The 20,432-nt window shown below is 68.9% G+C and carries 15 protein-coding genes; 10 read left to right on the top strand and 5 right to left on the bottom strand.

All coding sequences use genetic code 11. From position 1 onward, the window contains the following. The first annotated feature begins 61 nt into the window (after window positions 1-61). The 6 genes from ACFQ9K_RS41840 (at window position 62) to ACFQ9K_RS41815 (ending at window position 12,107) form a co-directional block, all read left to right on the top strand. Window positions 62-5,194: a hypothetical protein gene (locus ACFQ9K_RS41840; protein ID WP_378721279.1), complete on the top strand. Its 5,133-nt coding sequence runs from the start codon at window positions 62-64 to the stop codon at window positions 5,192-5,194. Between the two features lie 47 nt (window positions 5,195-5,241). After that, window positions 5,242-5,775: a hypothetical protein gene (locus tag ACFQ9K_RS41835; protein WP_378721278.1), complete on the top strand. Its 534-nt coding sequence runs from the start codon at window positions 5,242-5,244 to the stop codon at window positions 5,773-5,775. 28 nt (window positions 5,776-5,803) lie between these two features. Beyond that, entirely contained in the window at window positions 5,804-6,070 is a 267-nt protein-coding gene (locus ACFQ9K_RS41830) for a hypothetical protein (protein WP_378721277.1), read from the top strand. Window positions 6,071-6,363: 293 nt separating this feature from the next. Beyond that, on the top strand, window positions 6,364-10,137 hold the full coding sequence (locus ACFQ9K_RS41825) for a hypothetical protein (protein WP_378721276.1): 3,774 nt from the start codon (window positions 6,364-6,366) through the stop codon (window positions 10,135-10,137). A 144-nt stretch (window positions 10,138-10,281) separates the two neighbouring features. Then, entirely contained in the window at window positions 10,282-11,163 is an 882-nt protein-coding gene (locus ACFQ9K_RS41820; protein WP_378721275.1) for an SDR family NAD(P)-dependent oxidoreductase, read from the top strand. Continuing rightward, window positions 11,160-12,107 carry an enoyl-CoA hydratase/isomerase family protein gene (locus ACFQ9K_RS41815; protein WP_378721274.1) on the top strand — a complete coding sequence of 316 codons (948 nt, stop codon included), beginning with the start codon at window positions 11,160-11,162 and terminating at the stop codon, window positions 12,105-12,107. Before ACFQ9K_RS41820 ends, ACFQ9K_RS41815 begins: the two co-directional genes overlap by 4 nt. A 5-nt stretch (window positions 12,108-12,112) precedes the next feature. On the opposite strand, the gene ACFQ9K_RS41810 is transcribed toward ACFQ9K_RS41815, so the two are convergent. After that, window positions 12,113-13,285: an MFS transporter gene (locus ACFQ9K_RS41810; RefSeq protein WP_378721273.1), complete on the bottom strand. Its 1,173-nt coding sequence runs from the start codon at window positions 13,283-13,285 to the stop codon at window positions 12,113-12,115. Between the two features lie 77 nt (window positions 13,286-13,362). On the opposite strand from ACFQ9K_RS41810, the gene ACFQ9K_RS41805 reads away from it, so the two are divergent. Beyond that, a complete protein-coding gene (locus tag ACFQ9K_RS41805) occupies window positions 13,363-14,106 on the top strand; it encodes an AraC family transcriptional regulator (RefSeq protein ID WP_378721272.1) in 744 nt (247 codons plus the stop codon). A gap of 25 nt (window positions 14,107-14,131) precedes the next feature. Here the strand turns inward: ACFQ9K_RS41805 and ACFQ9K_RS41800 are convergent, their stop codons facing one another. Next, window positions 14,132-15,178 carry a crotonase/enoyl-CoA hydratase family protein gene (locus ACFQ9K_RS41800; protein WP_378721270.1) on the bottom strand — a complete coding sequence of 349 codons (1,047 nt, stop codon included), beginning with the start codon at window positions 15,176-15,178 and terminating at the stop codon, window positions 14,132-14,134. Window positions 15,179-15,232: 54 nt separating this feature from the next. On the opposite strand from ACFQ9K_RS41800, the gene ACFQ9K_RS41795 reads away from it, so the two are divergent. Beyond that, window positions 15,233-16,870, top strand: coding sequence for an acyl-CoA dehydrogenase family protein (locus ACFQ9K_RS41795; RefSeq protein WP_378721295.1), 1,638 nt, complete (start codon window positions 15,233-15,235; stop codon window positions 16,868-16,870). Between the two features lie 29 nt (window positions 16,871-16,899). Here the strand turns inward: ACFQ9K_RS41795 and ACFQ9K_RS41790 are convergent, their stop codons facing one another. The 3 genes from ACFQ9K_RS41790 to ACFQ9K_RS41780 all read right to left on the bottom strand — a co-directional run bounded on the left by ACFQ9K_RS41790 (window position 16,900) and on the right by ACFQ9K_RS41780 (window position 19,185). Further along, window positions 16,900-17,637, bottom strand: a complete 738-nt coding sequence (locus ACFQ9K_RS41790; protein WP_378721269.1) for a PaaX family transcriptional regulator C-terminal domain-containing protein — start codon at window positions 17,635-17,637, stop codon at window positions 16,900-16,902. 178 nt (window positions 17,638-17,815) lie between these two features. Beyond that, entirely contained in the window at window positions 17,816-18,148 is a 333-nt protein-coding gene (locus ACFQ9K_RS41785; RefSeq protein ID WP_378721267.1) for an Lsr2 family protein, read from the bottom strand. A 164-nt stretch (window positions 18,149-18,312) separates the two neighbouring features. Then, window positions 18,313-19,185 carry a LysR family transcriptional regulator ArgP gene (locus ACFQ9K_RS41780; protein WP_378721265.1) on the bottom strand — a complete coding sequence of 291 codons (873 nt, stop codon included), beginning with the start codon at window positions 19,183-19,185 and terminating at the stop codon, window positions 18,313-18,315. A 73-nt stretch (window positions 19,186-19,258) separates the two neighbouring features. Between ACFQ9K_RS41780 and ACFQ9K_RS41775 the strand changes: the two genes are divergently transcribed. Together ACFQ9K_RS41775 and ACFQ9K_RS41770 are read left to right on the top strand one after the other, a co-directional pair. Beyond that, the gene (locus ACFQ9K_RS41775) at window positions 19,259-19,891 is read left to right on the top strand and encodes a LysE/ArgO family amino acid transporter (RefSeq protein ID WP_378721263.1); all 633 of its coding nucleotides are present in this window, start codon (window positions 19,259-19,261) and stop codon (window positions 19,889-19,891) included. 249 nt (window positions 19,892-20,140) lie between these two features. Continuing rightward, complete coding sequence (locus ACFQ9K_RS41770; RefSeq protein WP_378721294.1) at window positions 20,141-20,392, top strand: CsbD family protein; 252 nt, start codon at window positions 20,141-20,143, stop codon at window positions 20,390-20,392. Window positions 20,393-20,432 lie beyond the last annotated feature (40 nt).

Here is a 20,432-nt window from a genome sequence, read left to right as displayed (position 1 = left end):
ATTCCCAGCCGAGTCCGGCTGTGTATTCGCTGCATCACCTGTTCGATCGAAAGGTTCTCCCATGCTCACAGCCAACGAACGTTCTCGAACAACCAAGCGCGCCGCCAAGCATCGCAAGGTAGCCAAACGCCATCGCCGAGGTCTCTACGCGGCGGCCGCGTTCGCATCGCTGGCCACCGTCATGGTGTCGACCGGCCAGGCGTCGGCCGAAGCTCCCGCGTTTCCGCCGATCCCCGCGAACCCGACCGATTTGATCCCCGGCCTCAACTCGGCCGTGCCCGGTCTCGGCGACACGGTCAACGGTGCGGTCACCGAATTCGGTGGTTCCGTACCCGACATCGGTGCGGCGGTCCCCGAACTCGGCAATATCGCGACGAACCTCGGACCGGCCGGACAGAGCGCGATCGACCAGGCACTGAACGCACTGGACAACGTCACCGCGGGCACCCCGGCCCAAGGCGCGGGCGAGATGATCCGTGGCTTCACCACGCCGCCGGCCACACCGGCCGACCAGCCGCACCCTGCGGGCACGCCGAACGCGGCACCCGGTGCGACCACCGCCTCCGGCCCGATCGGCCTCGCGCCGTCCTCGGTCACCGAGCTGGCCGCGGTCGCCGAGCAGGTCATCAGTACCGGCGTCGACCTGAAACAACTGGCCGGATGGGCCGACGCGACCTTCCCGAGCGGTCCGCTGCGCGGTCCCGTCGAGGACATGCTGGCGTTCGTCAATGAGGCGATCGAGCAGGCCGGCGCCCGCCGCGACCCGATCGCCTCGCCCATCGAGGACCTGATCAGCCAGGCCCGCACCCTCTTCGACTTCCCCAAGGACGGACCCGACCCCGCGCAAGCGCTGCGCGACCTGCTGAACCCGATGCTCGGCCAGACCGTAGGCGACGGAGATCCGTTGCTGGGCTTGGCCGAAGGCATCCGAAAGCTCATGGCGGACCCGGCAGGCTCGCTGCACGAGGTCCTGCAACCGGTGCTGACCGAAATCCGCAGCATGCTGAACAACGACGGATTGTTCAGTACGCGGCATGCGGCGCTGCCGTTGCTGGCGATTCCGGTCATCGTCACGGTGTTGATCGTCGGTGCGTTGGCGGTCGGTGCGGTGGCACTGCTGGCCGCTCCGCTGATCATCGCGGCGCTGATCGTCGGCGCCATCGTGGTGGCCGCGATCGCCATCCCGGTGCTGGTTATCGGTGCGATCGTGCTGGCTGTTGTGGCGCTGCCGGTGCTGGTGGTGCTCGGCGGCATCGTGCTCGCCGCCGTGGCATTGCCCGCGCTGGCCGTCATCGGCCTCGCCATATTCGGTCTCGCCGGCACGGTGACGCTGGCCGCGCTGGCCCTTGCCGCGGTGGCGACGATCGCGGTGCTGGGATTCGCCGCGCTGGTAGTCGTGCTGGCGATCGGCTGGACCGGAATTCCCGCCTTGATCGCGCTGGCCGCGATCGCTCTGGTCGGCGTGGTCACGCTCGGCGCGTTGGCGTTTGCCGCGGTTGCCGCGCTGACGGTGTTCGCCGTGGTGGAGACGATCGCGCTGGCCGCGCTCGCCCTCGCCGCGCTGATCGTGATCGCCGCGGTGACGTTCGCCGCGCTGGTCGCTGTCTTCGCGCTGGGGTTGCCTACGGCAATCACGCTCGCCGCCATCGCATTCGGTGTCGCGGTCGTGGTCGGCGTGCTTGCGCTTGCGGCCGCGATCGTCTTCGTGGTGCTGGGCTGGACCGGATTGCCCGCGCTGATCGTGATCGGGATGATCGCCGCGGTCGCCGCGACCGTGGTGGGCGCGGGCCTGGTGGCGTCGGTAGTGGTGATCGCCGCGTTCGTGACCGCTTTGGTGGCCACGCTCGCGAGCCTCGCGGTCGGCGGCGCGGTCACTCTGGCGGCGCTGGCCTTCGCCGCATTGGTCGTGATCGCCGTGTTCGGCGGACCCGCGCTGCTCGCGTTCGGTGCCTTCGCCGCAGTGGTCACCGCGGTTGCCGTGGCAGCTCTGATCGCACTCGCTGTTCTGGCCGCTCCGTTGGTGCTCGGCGCGTTGGCGATTGCGGCTGTGGTCGGCCTCGGGATCCTTGCCGCAATTGCTGCTCCGTTTGTTCTCGGCGCACTCGCGATTGCAGCAGGAGTTGCGCTGGCAGTGCTCGCATTGCCGGTGCTGGCGCTGGTTATCGCCGGTGTTGTGGGCGCGGTGATTCTTGCCGCGATTGCCGCACCGTTCGTGCTCGGCGCGTTGGCAATCGCGGCAGTGGTTGCCGTCGCCGTGATCGCTGCGGTGGTGCTTGCTGCGATCGCCGCACCGTTCGTCCTCGGTGTGCTCGCGATTGGGGCCGTGGTGGCGCTTGGAGTGTTGGCTGCGATCGCGGCCCCGTTTGTGCTTGGTGCGGTCGCGATCGCAGCAGTCGTCGCCCTCGCTGTGCTGGCCCCGCTTGCGCTGATCGTGTTGGGCGCGTTGGCACTTGGTGCGGTGATCGGCATCGGTGCGCTGATCGCTACCGGTGCCGCGATTCTGACCACGTTGGCCATCGGCGCCGCCGTGTTGGCGATCGCGGCGGCACCGATTCTGCTCGGACTCGGCGCTGTCGCACTCGCTGTGCTCGCCGGTACCACGGCGGTCGTGCTCGGTGCGCTCGGATTGGGTCTGGCCGGGGTGGTGACACTCGGTGCGCTGGCTCTGGCCGGTGTGGTGACGACGCTGGTGCTCGCGTTCGCCGCGCTGGCCGTGGTCGTGCTGTTCGGCTGGACCGGCATACCGGCGCTGATCGCGCTTGCCGCTATCGGTGTCGTCGGCGCGATCGTCCTCGGTGCGCTCGCTCTTGCCGCCGTCGTCGCGCTGACCGCGTTCGGCATCGCCAGCACGATCGGTCTTGCCGCGCTGGCCCTGGCCGCCGTGGTCACGGTCGTCGCGGCAACCCTCGCGGGACTGGCCACGCTCGGCGCGCTCGCGCTGGGCACGGTCGTCACCCTTGCCGTCCTGGCCTTCGCCGCGGTGGCAGTGGTGGTGCTCGCGGGTTGGACCGGATTGCCGGCCCTCCTCGCACTCGGCGCAATTGCGGTCGTCGCAGTGGCCGTAGTGGCCGCCGCTCTGACCGCTGCCGCAGTGGTCGTCGCCGGCCTCACCGTCGGCGCCTTGATTGTGCTGGCCGGCTTGGCCGTCGTCGCCTTGGTGGTCACTGCGGTGCTCGGTTCGCCTGTGCTCGCCGCGCTCGCCGGTCTGGCCGCTGCGGTGGCAATCGCCGCTCTCGCCACGCCATTCGTGCTCGGGGCACTCGCCATCGCCGCATTGCCGGTGCTCGGTGCGCTGGCGCTGGCTGTGCTCGCCGCTCCGTTCGTGCTCGGCGCTCTAGCAGTCGGCGCGGTGCTCGGCGCATTGGCTCTGGCGGCTGCGCCGTTCGTGCTCGGTGCGTTGCTCGTCGCGGGCGCGGTGGCACTCGGTGCGCTGGCACTGGTGGTCGCCCCGATTGTGCTGGGCGCACTGGTCATCGGAGGAGCGGTCGCGCTGGCCGCGCTGGCGGCACCGTTCGTCCTCGGCGCACTGGCCCTGGCAGTACTTGCCGCGCCGTTCGTGCTCGTCGCGATCGCGCTGGCACTGCCCGTACTGATTGCGTTGGGCGCGTTGGTTCTTGGCGCCGCCGTCACGGTCGGCGCGCTGCTCGCCGCGGGTGCTCTTACGGCCTTGGCCCTCGTGGCTGCGCCCGTGGTGCTGGCCGTTCTCGCAGTCGGTGCGGTGCTCACAATCGGTGCCGTGCTCGCGGCCGGTGCTATCGCGCTGGCGGCACTGGCGCTCCCGGTGCTGATCGGGCTTGCCGCGCTGGCACTGCCTGCGCTGATCGTGTTCGGCGCGCTGGCGCTGGGTGCGGTTGCGACGGTTGGTGCGCTGCTCGCGGCAGGTGCGATCGCCTTTACGGCTCTGGCCTTCGTGGTGGCACCGGTGCTCGCCCTGGGTGCCGTGCTCGCGTTCGGTGCGGTGCTGGCGGCCGGTGCGGTTGCTCTCGCGGCATTGGGGGTCGCGGCGCCGATTGTGTTGACCGCCTTGGCTATCGGGGCGGTCATCGCTCTTGCTGCGCTGGGATTGCCTGCTGTGGTGGTGTTCGGGGCGTTGGCCTTGGCTGCTGTTGCTACGGCAGCGGTGCTCGGACTGCCTGCGCTGGTCGCGTTCGGGGCGCTGGCTCTCGGCGCGCTGGTCACGCTGGGGCTGCCGGTGGCGATTGCGTTGGGCGCCTTGGCCTTCGGTGCGATTTCGGTGGCTACCGCGCTGGCGCTGCCGGGCTTGATCGCGTTGGGCGCGCTCGCGCTGGCTGTGGCGGTGCCTGCGCTCACCGCGTTCGGTGCGGTTGCGCTGGCCGTGACCGCCGCTGTGCTGGGCGCGCTGGCGCTCGGTGCGGTGATCACGACGGCGGTGCTGCTGACCGTCGGTGCGGTGACGCTGGCGACGCTCGCCATCGCGCCGCTGGTGGTTGGAGCCATCGCCGTCGGCGCGGTTGTCGCGCTGCTCGGCGCGGGCGCGGTGGCTGGCCTGGTTGCCCTGGCGCTGGCGGCGTTGCCGCTGCTGGCCTTGGCTACTGCTGTCGCAGTAACGGTTTCGGTGGCCGTGGCCGCTGCCGTGGTGACCGCGGTGATCGGTCTGCCGCTCCTCGCCTTCGGCGTCCCTGCGGCGCTGGCGGCCCTGCTGACCGTCGCTTTGCTGGCGACGCTGCTGGCGGTGGCGGTGCCGGTCGGTGTGGCCGGTGCGCTCGGCGCGGCCGCGCTGGCGGGCCTGGCGTTGGCCGCCGGTGGGGCAGCGCTCGTCGGTGCTCCGCTGCTGCTCGCCGCGGCGGCGACCCTGCTGCTGGCCGGTGTGCTGCCGGTGGTGGTCGTGGTGCCGCTGCTGCTGCTCGCGGTCATCGTGGTGGTGCCGCTGATCGGGCTGTCGAGCCCGGATGTCAAGTCCTACATCGTTTCCGCGATCCGGGCCTGGCGCGACCAGAACACCCCGCGCGGTGACTCGAACAGCGGGATGACGCCCACCGGAACCCAGTTCCTGGACGACATCCAGGACACCGCGAGCCTCGAGGATCTCATCGCGTCCTTGCAGAAGGCGCTGGCCCCCGTGCCCGCGTCCGCGCCCGCCCCGCACGCCGAGATCCCGCTCGTCGGGAACGCGGCCGCGGACGGGCGCACCGCCACCGCGGACGACCGCCGCCTGGTCGCCCTGTCCCTGTGAATCAACCAGAAATCACTGTCCAGCAACACAATACAAAGGAGCTCATCATGATGTCCGATCCGACCAACGTCGACACCGAACTGAACCCCGACTACCCGACCCTGCACCTGGAGTACCTGTACGGCCCGCAGTGGCGCGACGTCGCCGAAATCGTCGAACGCGCAGCACAACTCACCCCGGACGAGCGCGAACGACTCAACACCGCGGCCGGTAACGGCCTGCAAGACGGGTTGTCCACCCTGTCTGCCGGCGCCGGCCTGTCCGCATTGTTCGCCGGCCTCGGCGCCTCCTCGGAGGACTCGCAACCGGCACAGATCGCGGCCGAGACGGCCAAGGAGTTCGGCCGCTCCCGCCACATCCAGATCGCGGGAACCATTGCCGGACAAGCGGTGTCACCGACCACCGGACCGGGCGCCGATGATCTGGGTGGCCTGCTGAAGTCGCTCACCTCGATCGGCGCGCTCGTCGTGGTCAACCGTGCGGTCACCGCGGCGACCCTCGGTGACCTGGTCGGTCGCGGCACGTTCACCAGGGAGGTCTACGACGCCCTGATGAGGCCCTGGACCGACACCATCCGCTGAGCCGGCGACAGACTCGGGAGGTTCGATCATGTTCGATACCAGGTTCTCCGGCAGCACCGCCGATCCGCTCGGCGGACTGCTCGACATCAGCTCGGCACCGGTCGGCTTCGGCTACTACGAACAGAACGCCACCGACGCCGAAACCATCACCCGCTGCCACGACCGGACCCACGTCGGCCCGATCGGCTGGTGGAACCGGCACCGGCGGCTCGGTATCGGCGTCGGCATGACGCTGGTGGCGTCGCTGGGGTTACTCCCCGCGGTGCAGAACGCCATCCTGATGGGTCTGACGTAGCCCGTACAGCAGGGTGACGCGCACTTCCCGGTGCCCGTCACCCTGCTATGGCAATTGCGTCGCAAACTGGAGTTGATGATGCTGACTGATACCCTTGAACTGCTGATATTAGATAGTCGCCAGTGTTCTAAACCGTGGCGATTCGATCCGGTCTGGCCCGCGCGCAAACACGGCGCATCGTCAGCCCGGCACGACAATGTCCACCACACCCGACACCCCGGAGACCATGCGATTGTCCGTCCCGCCGGTTCGCGCAGCCGCCATGCCGACCTCCCCGTGGCGGTAGGCAGCTGATGGACGAAGGCCGTCGTAACTTCGCCGTCCGGTTCGGCGAACTGTTCGCCGCCGCCGGAACCCCGCCGGCGAAGTCGGTGGTCCGGGCCGCCAACGCGCGCATCCCGGACGGCGCGGGCAAGGTCACCGCGCAACGGATCAGCGACTGGCGGCGCGGGAACCGCACGCCGGCCACCTTCGTCGCGGTCCGCCCGGTACTGGAGGTCCTGATCGCCGAGGCCCGCCGCCAGGCCGCCGACAACCCGCACATCGACCCCTCCCTGTTGGATCTGGTTCGCTGGCACGAGGATTGGAAGGCTGCCAAGGTCGAGCCGCCGAGCATCGACATCGGCCGCGAGCCCTACCGCGGCCTGTGGGAATACCGAGTCGAGGACAGCGATCTGTTCTTCGGCCGCGACAGCGCGAAACATCAACTCCTCGAGCTGATTTCGAATGTCGAGACGGGCGACGCTCCGGCAATGGCCGTGCTGCTCGGCCCTTCGGCCGTCGGAAAGTCCTCACTGCTCGCGGCCGGGCTACAGGCCGCGCCGGGCGCGAGAACCCCGATCTCGATGACCCCGGGTGACGACCCGATGGCCGCGCTGGAGTCCGCCCTCGGGGCCCGCCCGGGCGGGCACTGCCTGCTGATCGTCGACCGCGGCGAGGAACTGTTCACCCGCTGCGCGAACGAAGCACTGCGCCAACAGTTCCTGACCGCACTGGCCTCCCTCGCCGCCGCGGACGCCGACGCGCCCACCACCGTCGTCCTCGCGTTCGACACCGCTCACCTCCCGGAACTCCTGCGTTACCCGCTGTTGACGATGGTGCTCCGCGATCACGCGATGCTGCTCGATCCCATGACGCCGCAGGAACTTCGGGAGGCGATCGTCCGTCCCGCGGCCGCCACCGGCCTGCGCGTCGAGGACACCCTGATCGACACCCTGCTCCAAGACCTCGACACCATCGACGCGCACAGCTCGGTGCGCCTCCCGCTGCTGTCCTTCGCCTTGGCCGCGACCTGGGCCAACCGTCGCGGCCGGACCCTGAGCCTGGAGGCCTACCGCGAGGCGGGCGGAATGGCGAAAGCCTGTGCGGTGGGCGCGGAATCGTTCTGGTCCCGGCTCACCGACCGCCAGCGCGACGCCGCCCGCCACGTGCTGATCACGCTGACGATCATCGGCCCGACCACGGTCGTGCGCAACCGCATGCCGGTAGAGCAGCTCATCGAGGAATCCGCCGACCCGGACACCACCCGGGCCGTCATCGCGCGCCTGACTCGAGCGCGAATAGTGGTGCAGCGCAACGGCGAGGTCGAGTTGGTCCATGATCTGCTGCTGTCGGGCTGGCCGAGGATGGCCGGCTGGCTGGCCGAGGAAAAGGAATTCGCGCCCGCCCGCCAGCGCATCGAAGCCGACGCCCGCGAGTGGGCACGCCAGGACCGCCCGGTGTCGTTGCTCTACTCCAGGACTCGACTCGAGGACGCGGCGTCCTGGATGCGCCGCACCGAGTCGCCGAACCTACTGGCCCGCGAATTCGTCGCCGCGTCGCTGGCCCGGCAGCACCGGCACACCGTGCGCAGGCAGGTGCTCTGGTCCACGGTCGCGGTGCTCGTGGCGCTGGCGGTGGTGCTGTCGGGAGTGATTGTGGTGCAACGTGTTTCCGTCGCACAGGAACACAAGGGCGTGGTGCTCGGCCAGATCATCGAGCAGTCGCAGCGGGTGCAGAACGTCGATCCCGGCCTCGCCACCCAACTCGCGCTGGCCGCGTATCGACTGAGCCCGGACGACCCGATGGCGCGAGCGCGGCTGCTGGCGACCCAGGTGCTGCCGCTGGACATCGCCTCCACGGTGGCGCACAAGGGACTCGTGCGCGACCTCGCCCTGAGCTCGGACCGAAAGCTCCTGGCCAGTGCGGGCAGCGACGGTCTCATCCGGTTGTGGGACGTCGCGGATGCGCGCGCGATCACCCCCGCGGGCCCCGGCCTCACCGGTCACCGCCACAACGTCGAATCGGTGGCGTTCAGCCCGGACAACAGCGTGCTCGCCAGCGCGGGCGACGACGGCACCGTGCGCCTCTGGGATGTCCGCGATCCGAAGCAGGCCAGGGCGTTCGGTGAATTCGTCAACGGCACGCCCGTCACCGCACTCACCTATCTGCCCGACGGTCGCACGGTCGTCGCAGGCGGCGCCGATGGAACACTGAGCTTTCTCGATACCACTGTCCCGCGCGCAATTCACCGTCGAGGGGCACCCATCGCCACCCAGACCGGCGCGGTAAAGGTGCTGACGGTGGCTCCGGATCGCCCGGTGCTGGCCGGCGCGGGGAGCGACCGAACGGTGCGTCTGTGGGCGGTGGACGATGCCGACCGCCCGACTTCGTTGGGCGCGCCGATCGAAAGTGAGGGCGCGGTGCAAGCCCTCGCCCTCGGCCCGGACGGCCGACTCGGAACGGGTACCGCGGACGGAGTAGTCCAGGTCTGGAACGTCGATGACCAGGGCCAGGCACAGCTCATCGGCAGGCAACAGTCGCGTCCCGTGCCGATCACACAGCTGGAATTCTGGCGCAACGGCAAGATGCTCTCGATCGCGGACGCCGGCGGCACCATGCGCGCACTGAACACCACCCGCCGCGACCGAATCACCGCGATCGGACGCGAGATTCACGGCAACAGCGGTTCGGCCCGGTCCTTCGCGATCGTGTCCGACACCCAGCTGGTGACCGCGGGCTCGGACGGGTGGATTCGCACATGGAGTCACGCGGGGGTGAACGTGCCCATCGTGTTCGCGGGCGCGCTCAGCTCGGTCGGCTTCGACCAGGCGGGCAAGCTGCTGGTCAGCGGACTTCGCGACGGCCAGGTCAATGTGTGGGACACCGGCGACCCGTTCTACAGCCGGTCGGTAGGCCAGGTGACGGCGGGCCCGCCCGACCGGCACGGTGCGCACGTAGTGCTGCGCCCGGACGGCACCCTGCTGGTCACCGCCGGCGGCGGTGAGGTGCGATTGTGGGATCTGACCGATCCCACGCGCCCGGCGCCGATCGGCGCGCTCCCCGGGACCGATCTGAGCGGGCCCCTCGCCATCGACCCGGCCGGAAAACGATTGCTCACCGGCGTCGACCACCGGTCACTCCGGCTGTGGGACATCGCCGACCCCAACCGCGCCCGTGCGCTGGGTCAACTACCGGCCGGACCCGCTCGCGAACTGGAGAGTGCGGTGTTCGCCCCGGACCGCCCGCTGATCGCGGCCGCCGACGACGACTCCCGAATCCACCTGTGGGACATCACCGATCCGGCCGCGCCGGTGCAGACCTCCGTCGACGCCGGCGGCGCGAATGTGCGCAGCCTCGTCTTCACTCCGGGCGGTCGCACCCTGTTCGGCGCGGACGACCACGGCATGATTCGCGCCTGGGACGTCACCGACCCGGCCCGGGTTCGCGACCTCGCTTCGATCCGCGCGCACTCCGCGGCGGTCCGTACCCTGGCGATGGATCGCTCCGGACACCGCCTCGCCTCGGGTGGTGACGACCAGACCGCCCGCGTGTGGGACATCGCCGACCCGTCCGACATCCAGGCGCTCGGTGAACCGATCGCGGCGGAGGTCGGCTGGACCTGGTTCCTGCGCTTCGACCCCGGCGACGAGTCGCGCCTGCTCGGCATCGGCGACGAACTGTCGGCTCTCTGGTACACCGACCCGGACGTGTTCGCGGGCAAACTCTGCGACTCCGCTGCCGCACAGATCGATGAGCGGACGTGGCGAGAGCTGCTGCCGTCCGTGGACTTCGTCTCCACCTGCTGATCCTCGGGCCGACCGAACCAGAGGCACCGGACCCCCGGCAGCCGCATCCGATTGTGCACGCGCACAGACTTTCTCGAAGTGCCAAGCGGGAGAGCAACCGTTCTCTAATGTGAGTCGCGGTAGGGGCGAGCGGAAGGCTGCGAGATGTCTGACAGGCGGTTGGACGGCAAGGTGGCGGTGGTGACCGGCGCGGCGTCGGGGATCGGGGCGGCAACTGCCGTCGAATTCGCCCGACGCGGTGCGACCGTGGCCCTGGGCGACATCGACGAAGCCGGCCTGCGGGAAACGGCGGGCCGGGTGGCCGCACTCGGCGTCGAGGTCAGCACGCATCGGGTCGACGTCGGCAGCGAGGACGCGGTCTACGCTTTTGCCGACGACATCGAAAGACGTTGGGGCAGGGCGGATATCGTACTGAACAACGCCGGCGTCGCGGTGCTCGGCGACGGCGTCACGATCAGCGAGGACAGTCTGCGCTGGATCGTCGACATCAACTTCTGGGGCGTGGTGCACGGCACCAGGGCGTTCCACCCGATTCTGGAACGGGCGGGCGGCGGCACCATCGTCAATGTGTCGAGCGTGTTCGGGTTGCTCGGAATGCCGTGTCAATCCGCCTACAGCGCAACTAAGTTCGCGGTTCGGGGGTTCTCCGAGTCGGTGCGGATGGAACTGCGTCTCGCGGGGTCGCCGGTGCGTGTGATGGCCGTCCACCCCGGTGGGATCCGGACGAATATCGCGCGTTCCACCCGATTCGAGGGCACCGGGGTCGCCAGGGCCGGGTCCGCGGCGGCGAACGTCGAGATGTTCGACCGGATCGCGCGAACCTCGCCGGAGCGGGCCGCCGTCGCGATCGCCGACGGAATCCGGCGCGGTAAGGCGAAAGTGCGGATCGGCGCCGACGCGGTGGCCATGGATGTGCTCCAGCGGCTGTTCCCGGTCGGCTACCAGCGAATCGTGCTGGCGGCGGTCAGGTTCGGCCTCCGCCCCGGCGCAACGGCGAAAACATCATCGGCACAAGGGGAATCATGAGCTTCATCCGTACCGAAACGGACGGCGCAGTCCTGACCGCGTGGCTGGACAACCCGCCCTACAACTTCCTCACCAGCGACATCATGTCCGCTCTCGCGGATCTGCTCACCGCGCTCGAACGCGACACCCGCACTCGCGCCGTGATACTCACCAGCGCGGTCGAGGATGTCTTCGTCAGTCACTATGACGTCGCCGAAATCCTCGCCGGCGCGGAGGCTTCCCCAGTCACCCTCACCCGCCGCGCCGCCGCCGCGGCCCTGCACACGAGTCGTGCCGCCGATCGCATCCCCGGCGGGCAGGCGGCGTTGGCTCACGCCGGCGCGGGCGGCGTCGCTGACCTGCGCCGCTACCACGAGGTCTGCCGCAGGATGCGCGACTCGGACAAGGTATTCGTCGCCGCCCTCAACGGCCGCACCCTCGGCGGCGGTTGCGAGTTGGCGTTGTCCTGCGACATCCGGTTGATGGCCGACGGCCCGTACGAGATCGGTCAACCCGAGATCCTGGTCGGGATCATCCCGGGCGGCGGTGGCACCCAGATGCTCACGCGGGTGCTCGGCGCGGCCCGTGCGCTGGAGCTGTGCCTCGAAGGCACCCCGATCACGCCCACCCGAGCCCACGAGATCGGCCTCGTGCACCGGCTCGTCGCACCGGCAGATCTGCTGGGCGAGGCGCGCACCACCGCCGCCCGGCTCGCCCGCAGATCGCCGGTGGCTGTCGCGGCGCTCAAACGTGCCGTCTACGCGGGCGGCTCCGAATCTCTCGAACAGGGACTGCATATCGAACGCACCGGCTTCCTGGAGACGAGCTCGACCGCGACCGCGCAGCGGGCGATGCGCCGGTATCTCGACGAGATCCGTGAAGTCGAAAGCAGCGGAGGGGATCTCGCGGCCTTCGTCGCGGAACGGCTGCCGCGATGGGCCGAGGGAAGCGTGACCGACTTCTGAGGCCCTCAGTCGGCGGGCTGGGGGAGGAGCAGGGCGAGGCCGAGGGCGGCGAGGGGAACGAAGCACAGGGTGGTCAGGACCGCCTGCGGCCCTTGATGATCGGCGATCATCCCGAGCACCGGGACGAACAGTCCACCCGCGCTGACCGCGAGACCGAGCGTGACACCCGCGGCGGTGCCTGGGCGCTTCGGCAGGTAGTCCTGCCCCAGCTTGACCAGAACCGCGAACGGAATATTCACGGTCACGCCGGTGAGCACCGCCATCGCGAGACCCAGTTGCGGGCTCGGCACGATCCGCAACGCGGCAAGCGCGGGAATGGCGGCCGCGCTGCCGATGTGGATGGTCCGCAGCATTCCGATGCGGTCGGCGAGGCGACCGCCCAGCAGCGTGCCCGCCACACCACCGGCCATGAAGGCGGTCAGAGCCGCACCGCCGAGCGCCCGGGAACCACCCAGCGAATTGATCCAGTACAGCGCGATGAAGGTGCTCAAACCGAACGAAATGATCGCGCGCACAACAGCAATGGCGGTCAACACGAGGAACGGTATCCACCGGTCCCGACCTGCGGTCCTGGCCGCGGCGGGCACCCCGATGGTCTGCCGCAACTGGTAACGCCACAGCAGAAAGCCCATCAGCACCGCGGGCGGGATGAAGAACGCCGTGGCTCCGACGCCGTAGGAGACCAGCGCCGGCGTCGCGAGCGCGGGAGCGAGGAAGAACCCCACGCTGCCGCCGGCCGCGAACAGGCTCATCGCCGACGCGCTGTTCCCCGCGTCCCGGCGTGCGTCCCGCCCCGCCGACGGATGAAACGCCGCGACGCCGATCCCGGACAGCAGCAGCAAGGCCCACACCACGGGATAGGCCGGTGCCAACCCGGACAATCCGGCACCGAGCCCGGCGAGCGCCACCCCCGCGGGCGCGAGCCACAGCAGCCGCCAGCGGTCGGCGAGCAGGCCGAGCGCCGGCTGCGGTAGCGAACTACCCAGCGCCGCGGCCAGCGCGAGCCCCGAGGCGGCGACGTAGCTGTAGTGCCGCTCCAGCACGAAGAACGGAATGCTCGCGGGCACCAGACCCTGATAGAAATCATCGACCGCGTGCGCGATCACCCAGTGCCGCATGCGTTTCCACGCCGAGTCCGTGGTCACCGCTGTCGCGTCTTCGACACCCGCGCGCACCATCACACTCCTCCGCCTAGTACCCATCCAGCAGCCTAGGGACGGCACGCGGCAGCAGGCTTTCGATAAACTGCCTGATTATGTCGGTCTTCAGCCAGGACTCCACCGTGGTGCGGACGCTGGCCGGGGGAGCGCGCATCCACCGGCATCGACACGCCGACCATCAGGTGGTGTATCCGAGTTCGGGGGTGGCCGAGGTCCGGACCGACGCGGGCAGCTGGATCGCCCCGGCGGACCGGGCGATCTGGATCCCCGCGGGCAGCTGGCACGAACACCATTTCTACGGTCCGACGCGATTCCATACGGTCGGCTTCCCGTCCGATCTGGCGCCCGACTGGACCACGCCGTCGGTGCTCGTGGCATTGCCCTTGGTCCGTGAGCTCATCATCACCTGCTCCACGTCCCATGACCTGCCCGACACCGAACTCGTGCTGCTGCGTCAGGTGCTGCTCGATCAACTGCGCCGCAGCCCCGAACAGCCCCTGCGGTTGCCCGCGGCGCGCGACGAACGTCTCCGAAAGGCTTGCGCGCTGGTCGAATCCGACCTCACCGAGGTATGGACGCTGGCCGGGCTCGGCCGCCGGGTCGGCGCGAGCGAACGCACGCTGACCCGCCTGTTCCGCACGGAACTCGGCATGACCTACCCGCGATGGCGCACCCAGCTGCGCCTGCACAACGCCATGCAACTGCTCGCCGAACAGTTACCGGTCACCGTCGTCGCCCATCGGTGCGGCTGGGCGACCGCCAGCGCGTTCATCGAGGTCTACCGGCGCACGCTCGGACACACGCCCGGCGCGTTCCGGGCGAACCAGGGCGTGCGGTGATCCATCCGCTCGTCGCGGCCCGCACCTACTTCTCGAACTGCGCTCGCTTCCAGTCACCGTACGGCTCATCGCGCTCCCGCACCGCTTCGCGGAAACCGGCTGTCGCCGAACGCAGTTGGAACGCGTAGCCCTCGCGGGTATGCCGGGAGATGCCGTCGAAGACGGTGCTGATCATGCCCGAGTTGGCCACCCCCTGGGCCAGCAGCGCGCTGTTGAGCGCCAGTTTCGCCATGACCAGCTGATTGATCGGCATCCGCGCGATGCGTTCGAGCAGGGCCTCGGTGCGCTCGTCGAGCTCGTCGGCGGGCGTGGATTCCACTGCGAGGCCCCATTCTTCGGCCTGCTTGCCGGACAGGCAGTCGCCGGTGAACAGCAACCGCTTCGCGCGCTGATCACCCAGCCGGTGGGCCCACATGCCCGCCGCCGGAATGCCCCAGACCCGGGTGGGCGGGTAGCCGATCTTGGTGTCGTCGGCGCAGATGATCTGATCGGCGTACAGCGCGATATCGGTGCCGCCCGCGACGGCGAAGCCGTGCAGCTTGGCGACTGTCGGCTTGTTGGCGTGCAGCAGGCTGGCGAAGCCCCGGTTGAACCGGCTCATCATCGCGTAGTCGACCATCGGATCCCACGTGCCCCAGGGATTGTGATTGCGGGCCTGGACCACCGGATCCAGCACCGTGCCGGTGGGCGAACTCGCGCCTTCGGCGGGCTCGAACGAGCTCTCGGCGAAGATCGACAGGTCGTATCCGCCGCAGAAACCCTTGCCCCGCCCGGACACCACCATCACGTGTACCCGCGGATCGAGATCGGCGCGCTCCACGGCGTGCGCGAGTTCGATCGGGGTGTCGGCGGTGATCGCGTTGCCGTGTTCGGGGCGGTTGAAGGTGATCCGCGCGATTCGGTCGGTGACCTCGTAGGTCAGCGTGCGGTAGCTGATGTCCGCCGGGGGCGGCGTGCGGTCGGCCCACGGCGAGTCCGGGGCCTCGGTGAGTCCCTCGTACCACGCGGCGGGGCGGGTGCCGGAATGATTCTCGAAATCTGACAAGAGGGCTTCCTGGCGACGTCGGGGCATGCTTAGCACTGATATTACATACTTGTGTCGATTGACGAGCCACTGTAATACTGAATTATGGCCACCCATGCGGTAACGAACCAAGTTCCCCCGCTCGTCGACTACGACGCCGCCGAGCAGCCGGTGTTGCTCGAGGCGCTGCACCGCGCGGGCGCCGAGCACGCGCTGGACGAGTTGCACGAGATCGGCAGGCTGGCGGGCAGCGCCGAAGCCATCGAGCTCGGTGACCTCGCCGAGGCCCATCCGCCCGTGCTGAAGACGCACGATCGATACGGCAACCGGGTCGACGAGGTCGTCTACGACCCGAGTTATCACCGATTGATGACCCATGCGGTCGGCTTCGGCCTGCACGCCGCGGTCTGGGCGGACACCCGGCCGAATCCGCACCTCACCCGCGCCGCGAAATTGAGTGTGTGGGGGCCGGTCGATGCGGGGCACGGTTGCCCCATCTCGATGACCTACGCGGTCGTCCCCGCGCTGCGCGTTGCCCCGGATCTTGCCGCGCAGTACGAATCCTTGCTCTGTGCAAAGGAATACGACCCGGTACTACGCGCGCCGCTGACCAAGCGCGGACTCATCGCCGGAATGTCGATGACGGAGAAGCAAGGCGGCTCCGATGTTCGGGCCAATACGACGACCGCGACCAGGGTGTCCGACGGAACGTATCGGATCACCGGGCACAAGTGGTTCACCTCCGCGCCCATGTCGGACGTATTCCTGGTCCTCGCGCAGGCGCCCGGCGGGCTTTCCTGTTTCTTCGTTCCCCGCGTGCTGCCCGACGGGACCCGCAATACCTTTGCGCTGCAACGGCTCAAGGACAAACTCGGCAACCACTCGAATGCCAGCAGCGAGGTCGAATACGACAACACCGTCGGCTGGCTGGTCGGCGACGAAGGCCGGGGCGTGCCGACCATCATCGAGATGGTCAACCTGACCCGCCTGGATTGCACCATCGGCACCGCCACCGCGATGCGCACCGGCGTCGCCGCGGCCGCCCATCATGCCGCGCACCGCAGCGCGTTCGGCGCGACGCTGGCCGATCAGCCGTTGATGCGTAATGTGCTGGCCGATTTGGCGATCGAGGCGGAGGCGGCGACCACGGTGGCGCTGTGGCTGGCCGACCTCACCGATCGGGCGACGGCCGGCGAGGACGGCGCCGACCTCTTGCGCCGAATCTCGTTGGCGGTGAGCAAGTACCACGTATGCAAACGCGGCCCGATCCATGCCGCCGAAGCGCTGGAATGCCTGGGCGGCAACGGTTATGTCGAGGAATCGCGGATGCCGCGGCTCTATCGGGAGGCGCCGTTGATGTCGGTCTGGGAGGGATCGGGCAATGTCGCCGCGCTGGACACGTTGCGCGCGATGGCCAAACAGCCGGAAACCCTCGGCGCCTTTTTCGACGAAGTCAAACGCGCCACGGGCGCCGACTCGCACCTCGATGCCGCGATCGCGCGGCTGGAACAGCAATTCGGCGACTTCGACACCATCCAGCATCGGGCGCGCCGGATCGTCGGCGATATGGCGCAGGTACTTCAGGCGTCGCTGCTGGTTCGCTACGGGCATCCGGCGGTCGCCGACGCGTTCACCGTCAGCCGGCTCGGCGGCGAACACGGCGACGTTTTCGGCACGCTGCCGACAGGCATCGATACGGCCGCGATCATTCAGCGCGCGACACCCAAGCCGGGTAACTGAAACCGACCGGCCCAGTTCATCGATAGCGATTACGCATCCGACGTGACGAGCAGTTGCTCGGCGAATCCCATGAATTCGGTTCGGAACGCCGCGTATTCGGCGCGCAGCCGCAACCCCGGCCAGTCGGCGGGCAGCAGCGGATCGGGGAGGAGCGGGTCGTCGAGAATATGCCGCACCGCGGCGGCGGCCACCTCGAACCGCTCCCGCATCGAGGAAGAACTCGCGAACTCGCCCAGCAGCCGCTCCGCGTCGCGCGCCCAAAGGTGGGGCGCGAAAAGGGTTTCCGCGAGTTGCGCCGGTGAATCCTGCGGCGCGGCGGTGAACACGGAAACTCGCCGACTGGCGTCCGGCCCGAGAACTATCTCGATGTTCGCGGGCCGGGTCCATACGCCCTCGCGCAATTCGCCGAGCCTGCGCGAGCGCATCGTGTCCCGGAACGCGGTCCGGGCGGGCGCGTCGTCGCCGACGGCGGTTACCACCGCCAGAAACCATTCGCCGTCCCAGGGTTTCACCACGGGACTCACCGCGGCGTCCTGCCTGCGCTGTCGGTCGATCAGCCGGTCGGAGAGCCGATACACGCCGTTCGCGCGCTCCAGATCACCCATGGCGACCATTCGGGTCAGCGCGACCCGCACGGCCGATTGTTGCAGCCCGAGTTCCTCGGCCACCGAAACGATCCAGCTCACCGGCGCTTCGGCCGGATGCGCGCCGAGCAACGCGCTCAGAATCGCCGACCGAGCGGTCAGCTTCCGCACGCGTATCGCCACACACCCTGTCCTCTCCGAGCTCGCGCCGGTCGAACTCCGGCAGCCGAACCAGGAATTCTACCGGCGAACTCACCCTCGCTCTCGCGGTCCCGCCGCCGGACAACGCCTGCCCGAAGTCCGCGGCGACCGCCATGAACTGGCAATATGTCGGACCGAGGGACGAATCGACCTGGTTGTGCTAGTTCGCGTTGTTATATGCCGCGACAATGTCGGCCGGGATGCGGCCCCGGGTCGATACGTTGTGTCCGTTCTTCCTGGCCCATTCGCGGATCGCGGCTGTTTGCTCGCGATCGGTCGCGGAAGTCGCTTTGCCGGTGCCTTTCCGCTTCGCCCGTCCGGTCTTGCGCGCCTTTTCCGTCCACGGCTCCAGGGTCACGCGCAGCTTGCCCGCGTTCTTGGTGGACAGATCGATCTCGTAGGCCACGCCATCGATCGAAAATTGAACTGTTTCATTCGCTTTCGACTTGCCGTCGTAGTCGTCGACCAGGGTGACGGTGACTTTCTTGGCCATGGGTGCGTCCTTCGCGTAGTCACGAGTAATTGCTCGGAATACTAATACCGTATCGCATCGAACTCGGCGAGGAGAAAAGTACTGTGGCGCAGAAGTGCTCGGAGCGCTTGCGCGCGAATGCGCGAGACTGCACGTTCAAGTGCACGGCCATCCGATACGGGTACTCAGCGCAGTGATTCTGCGGCGGTCCTGGCTATCGACGAGGCGACCGCGCTCAATGCCGGTGAGTCGAGCCGCCATTGCTGCCAGTACAGCGGGACATCGATGAATGCGGCGCCGTCGATGGCCACCAGTTCGGTGCTCCGAAAATTGTGAGTTTGCAGGTCCGGCAACATTCCCCAGCCCAATCCGAGCCGAACCGCGGCGAGGAATCCGGCCGAAGACGGGACGTAATGTCGCGGCGGATCGAGTGGCTGACGACTGCGGCGGCGCAGGTGACGGTCTTGCAGATCGTCTTTGCGGTCGAATAGCACCACCGGCGCCGCGGCATATGCCTTGGCGGTCGCGCCGTCGCCGAACCAGGTGCGCGCGAATCGCGGTTCGGCCATCGGCCGATAGCGCATCGCGCCGAGCCGTTCGACCTTGCAGCCCTGTACCGGTGTGGAGGTGGCGGTGATCGCCGCCATGACCGTGCCGTCGCGGAGCAGCCGGGTGGTGTGCTCCTCGTCCTCGCGGTGAATTTCGAAACTGATACCGGCCGGCGCCGCGGCGAGCGCGGGCAGCACCCAGGTTTCCAGCGAATCGGCGTTGACCGCGATGGGCAGCCGGGCCGGGCGATCCGCGTCCCCGAGTTCGTGTGCGGTGTCGCCGGTCAGCAGCTCGATCTGTCTGGCCAGCCGCAGCACGGCGAGTCCGGATTCGGTGGCGCACACCGGTTTCGTGCGCTGGACCAGGACGCGACCCGCCGCGTCCTCCAGCGCTTTGATGCGCTGGCTGACCGCGGACGGGGTGATTCGCAGGCGCTTGGCCGCGGCATCGAAGGTGCCCTCGGTGACCGCCGCGTTCAAGGCGCGGAGCTGATCCAACTGGAGATCCATGTTAAGGAATCGTAATGGTAGTGCAGAATCTTTAGTTTGCCTGGAGATAATGCCGTCCCTAGCGTCGAGGGCTATGGAAGTCTCCTCGGCCGCCCTGGCGGCCCTGTCCGGGCTCGGGTTCGGGCTGTCGCTGATTGTGGCCATCGGGGCGCAGAACGCCTTTGTGCTGCGCCAGGGGGTGCGCGGACAGCACGTGTTCGCGGTGGTCGCCGTGTGTGCGCTGTCGGACATCGTGCTGATCGGCGCCGGCGTCGGCGGATTCGGGGTGGTCGTGCAATCGGTGCCCGAAGTGGTCACGGTGGTGCGGTACGCGGGCGCGGCGTTCCTGCTCGGCTACGCGGTTCTCGCGGCCCGGCGGGCGTTCGCGGCGTCGGCGCTCCTCACCGGAACCACCGGCGCGACCGTCGCGCTGGGTGCCACGATCGCCACCGCGCTCGCGCTGACCTGGCTGAACCCGCACGTCTACCTGGACACCGTGGTGCTGCTCGGTTCCTTCGCCAATACCTACACGAGCCCCGACCGCTGGTTCCTGGGCGCGGGCGCGATGCTCGGCAGTGTGGTCTGGTTCACCGCCCTCGGTTACGGGGCGCGATTGCTCGGCCCGCTGTTCGCCCGTCCCGCCGCCTGGCGGGTGCTGGATTCCGGCATCGCCGTGGTGATGACGCTGCTGGCCCTGGGACTGTTGCTCGCGGGTCCGTCGGCGTGACGTCGAAACCCGTTGGTTCGTACCGTCGTCGGCTCGGCTAGGCCCGTAGACAAGCGAGACCACCGATCAGGCGGCGAAAACTGGATCTTTGCCGACAGGTCGATGCCGAGTGTTGTTCGGCGAGAACAGGGTTGGCTGGGCGGGAAGCGTGACGGGAGACACAGCCGCCGTCGTGTCCCTTGCTGATTGGCGGCGGAGGGGCCGGGTATGCGGCGAATGACCGCTGACACCCGAGTTGGAGGAGTAGCCATGACCAAGCACGACAGTGGACCGCGCGAGGCAGTCGAGGGCGTCGTCGAGGACGTGAAGGGCAAAGCCAAGGAAGCCGCGGGCATCATCACCGGGAACGAGGGCCTCAAGAGCGAGGGCCGCGCCCAGCAGGACAAGGCCGAGTCCGAGCGGGAGGCGGCCAAGAAGGAGGCCGAGGCGGAGAAGGCCCGCGCCGAGGCCAACCTGAACGAGGCCCGCCAGAGCGCCTACGAGAGCGGCAAGGACTCGTAGGCCGCCAGAGCTTTCGGCGGCGCGGGGACGACCTATCGTC

The sequence above is a fragment of the Nocardia sp. NPDC056564 genome, assembly GCF_042793755.1.
In the GTDB taxonomy this organism is placed as follows: Bacteria; Actinomycetota; Actinomycetes; order Mycobacteriales; family Mycobacteriaceae; genus Nocardia.
The sequence above is the reverse complement of the archived record's forward strand: the minus strand, read 5'-3'. Positions and strand labels throughout refer to the sequence as shown.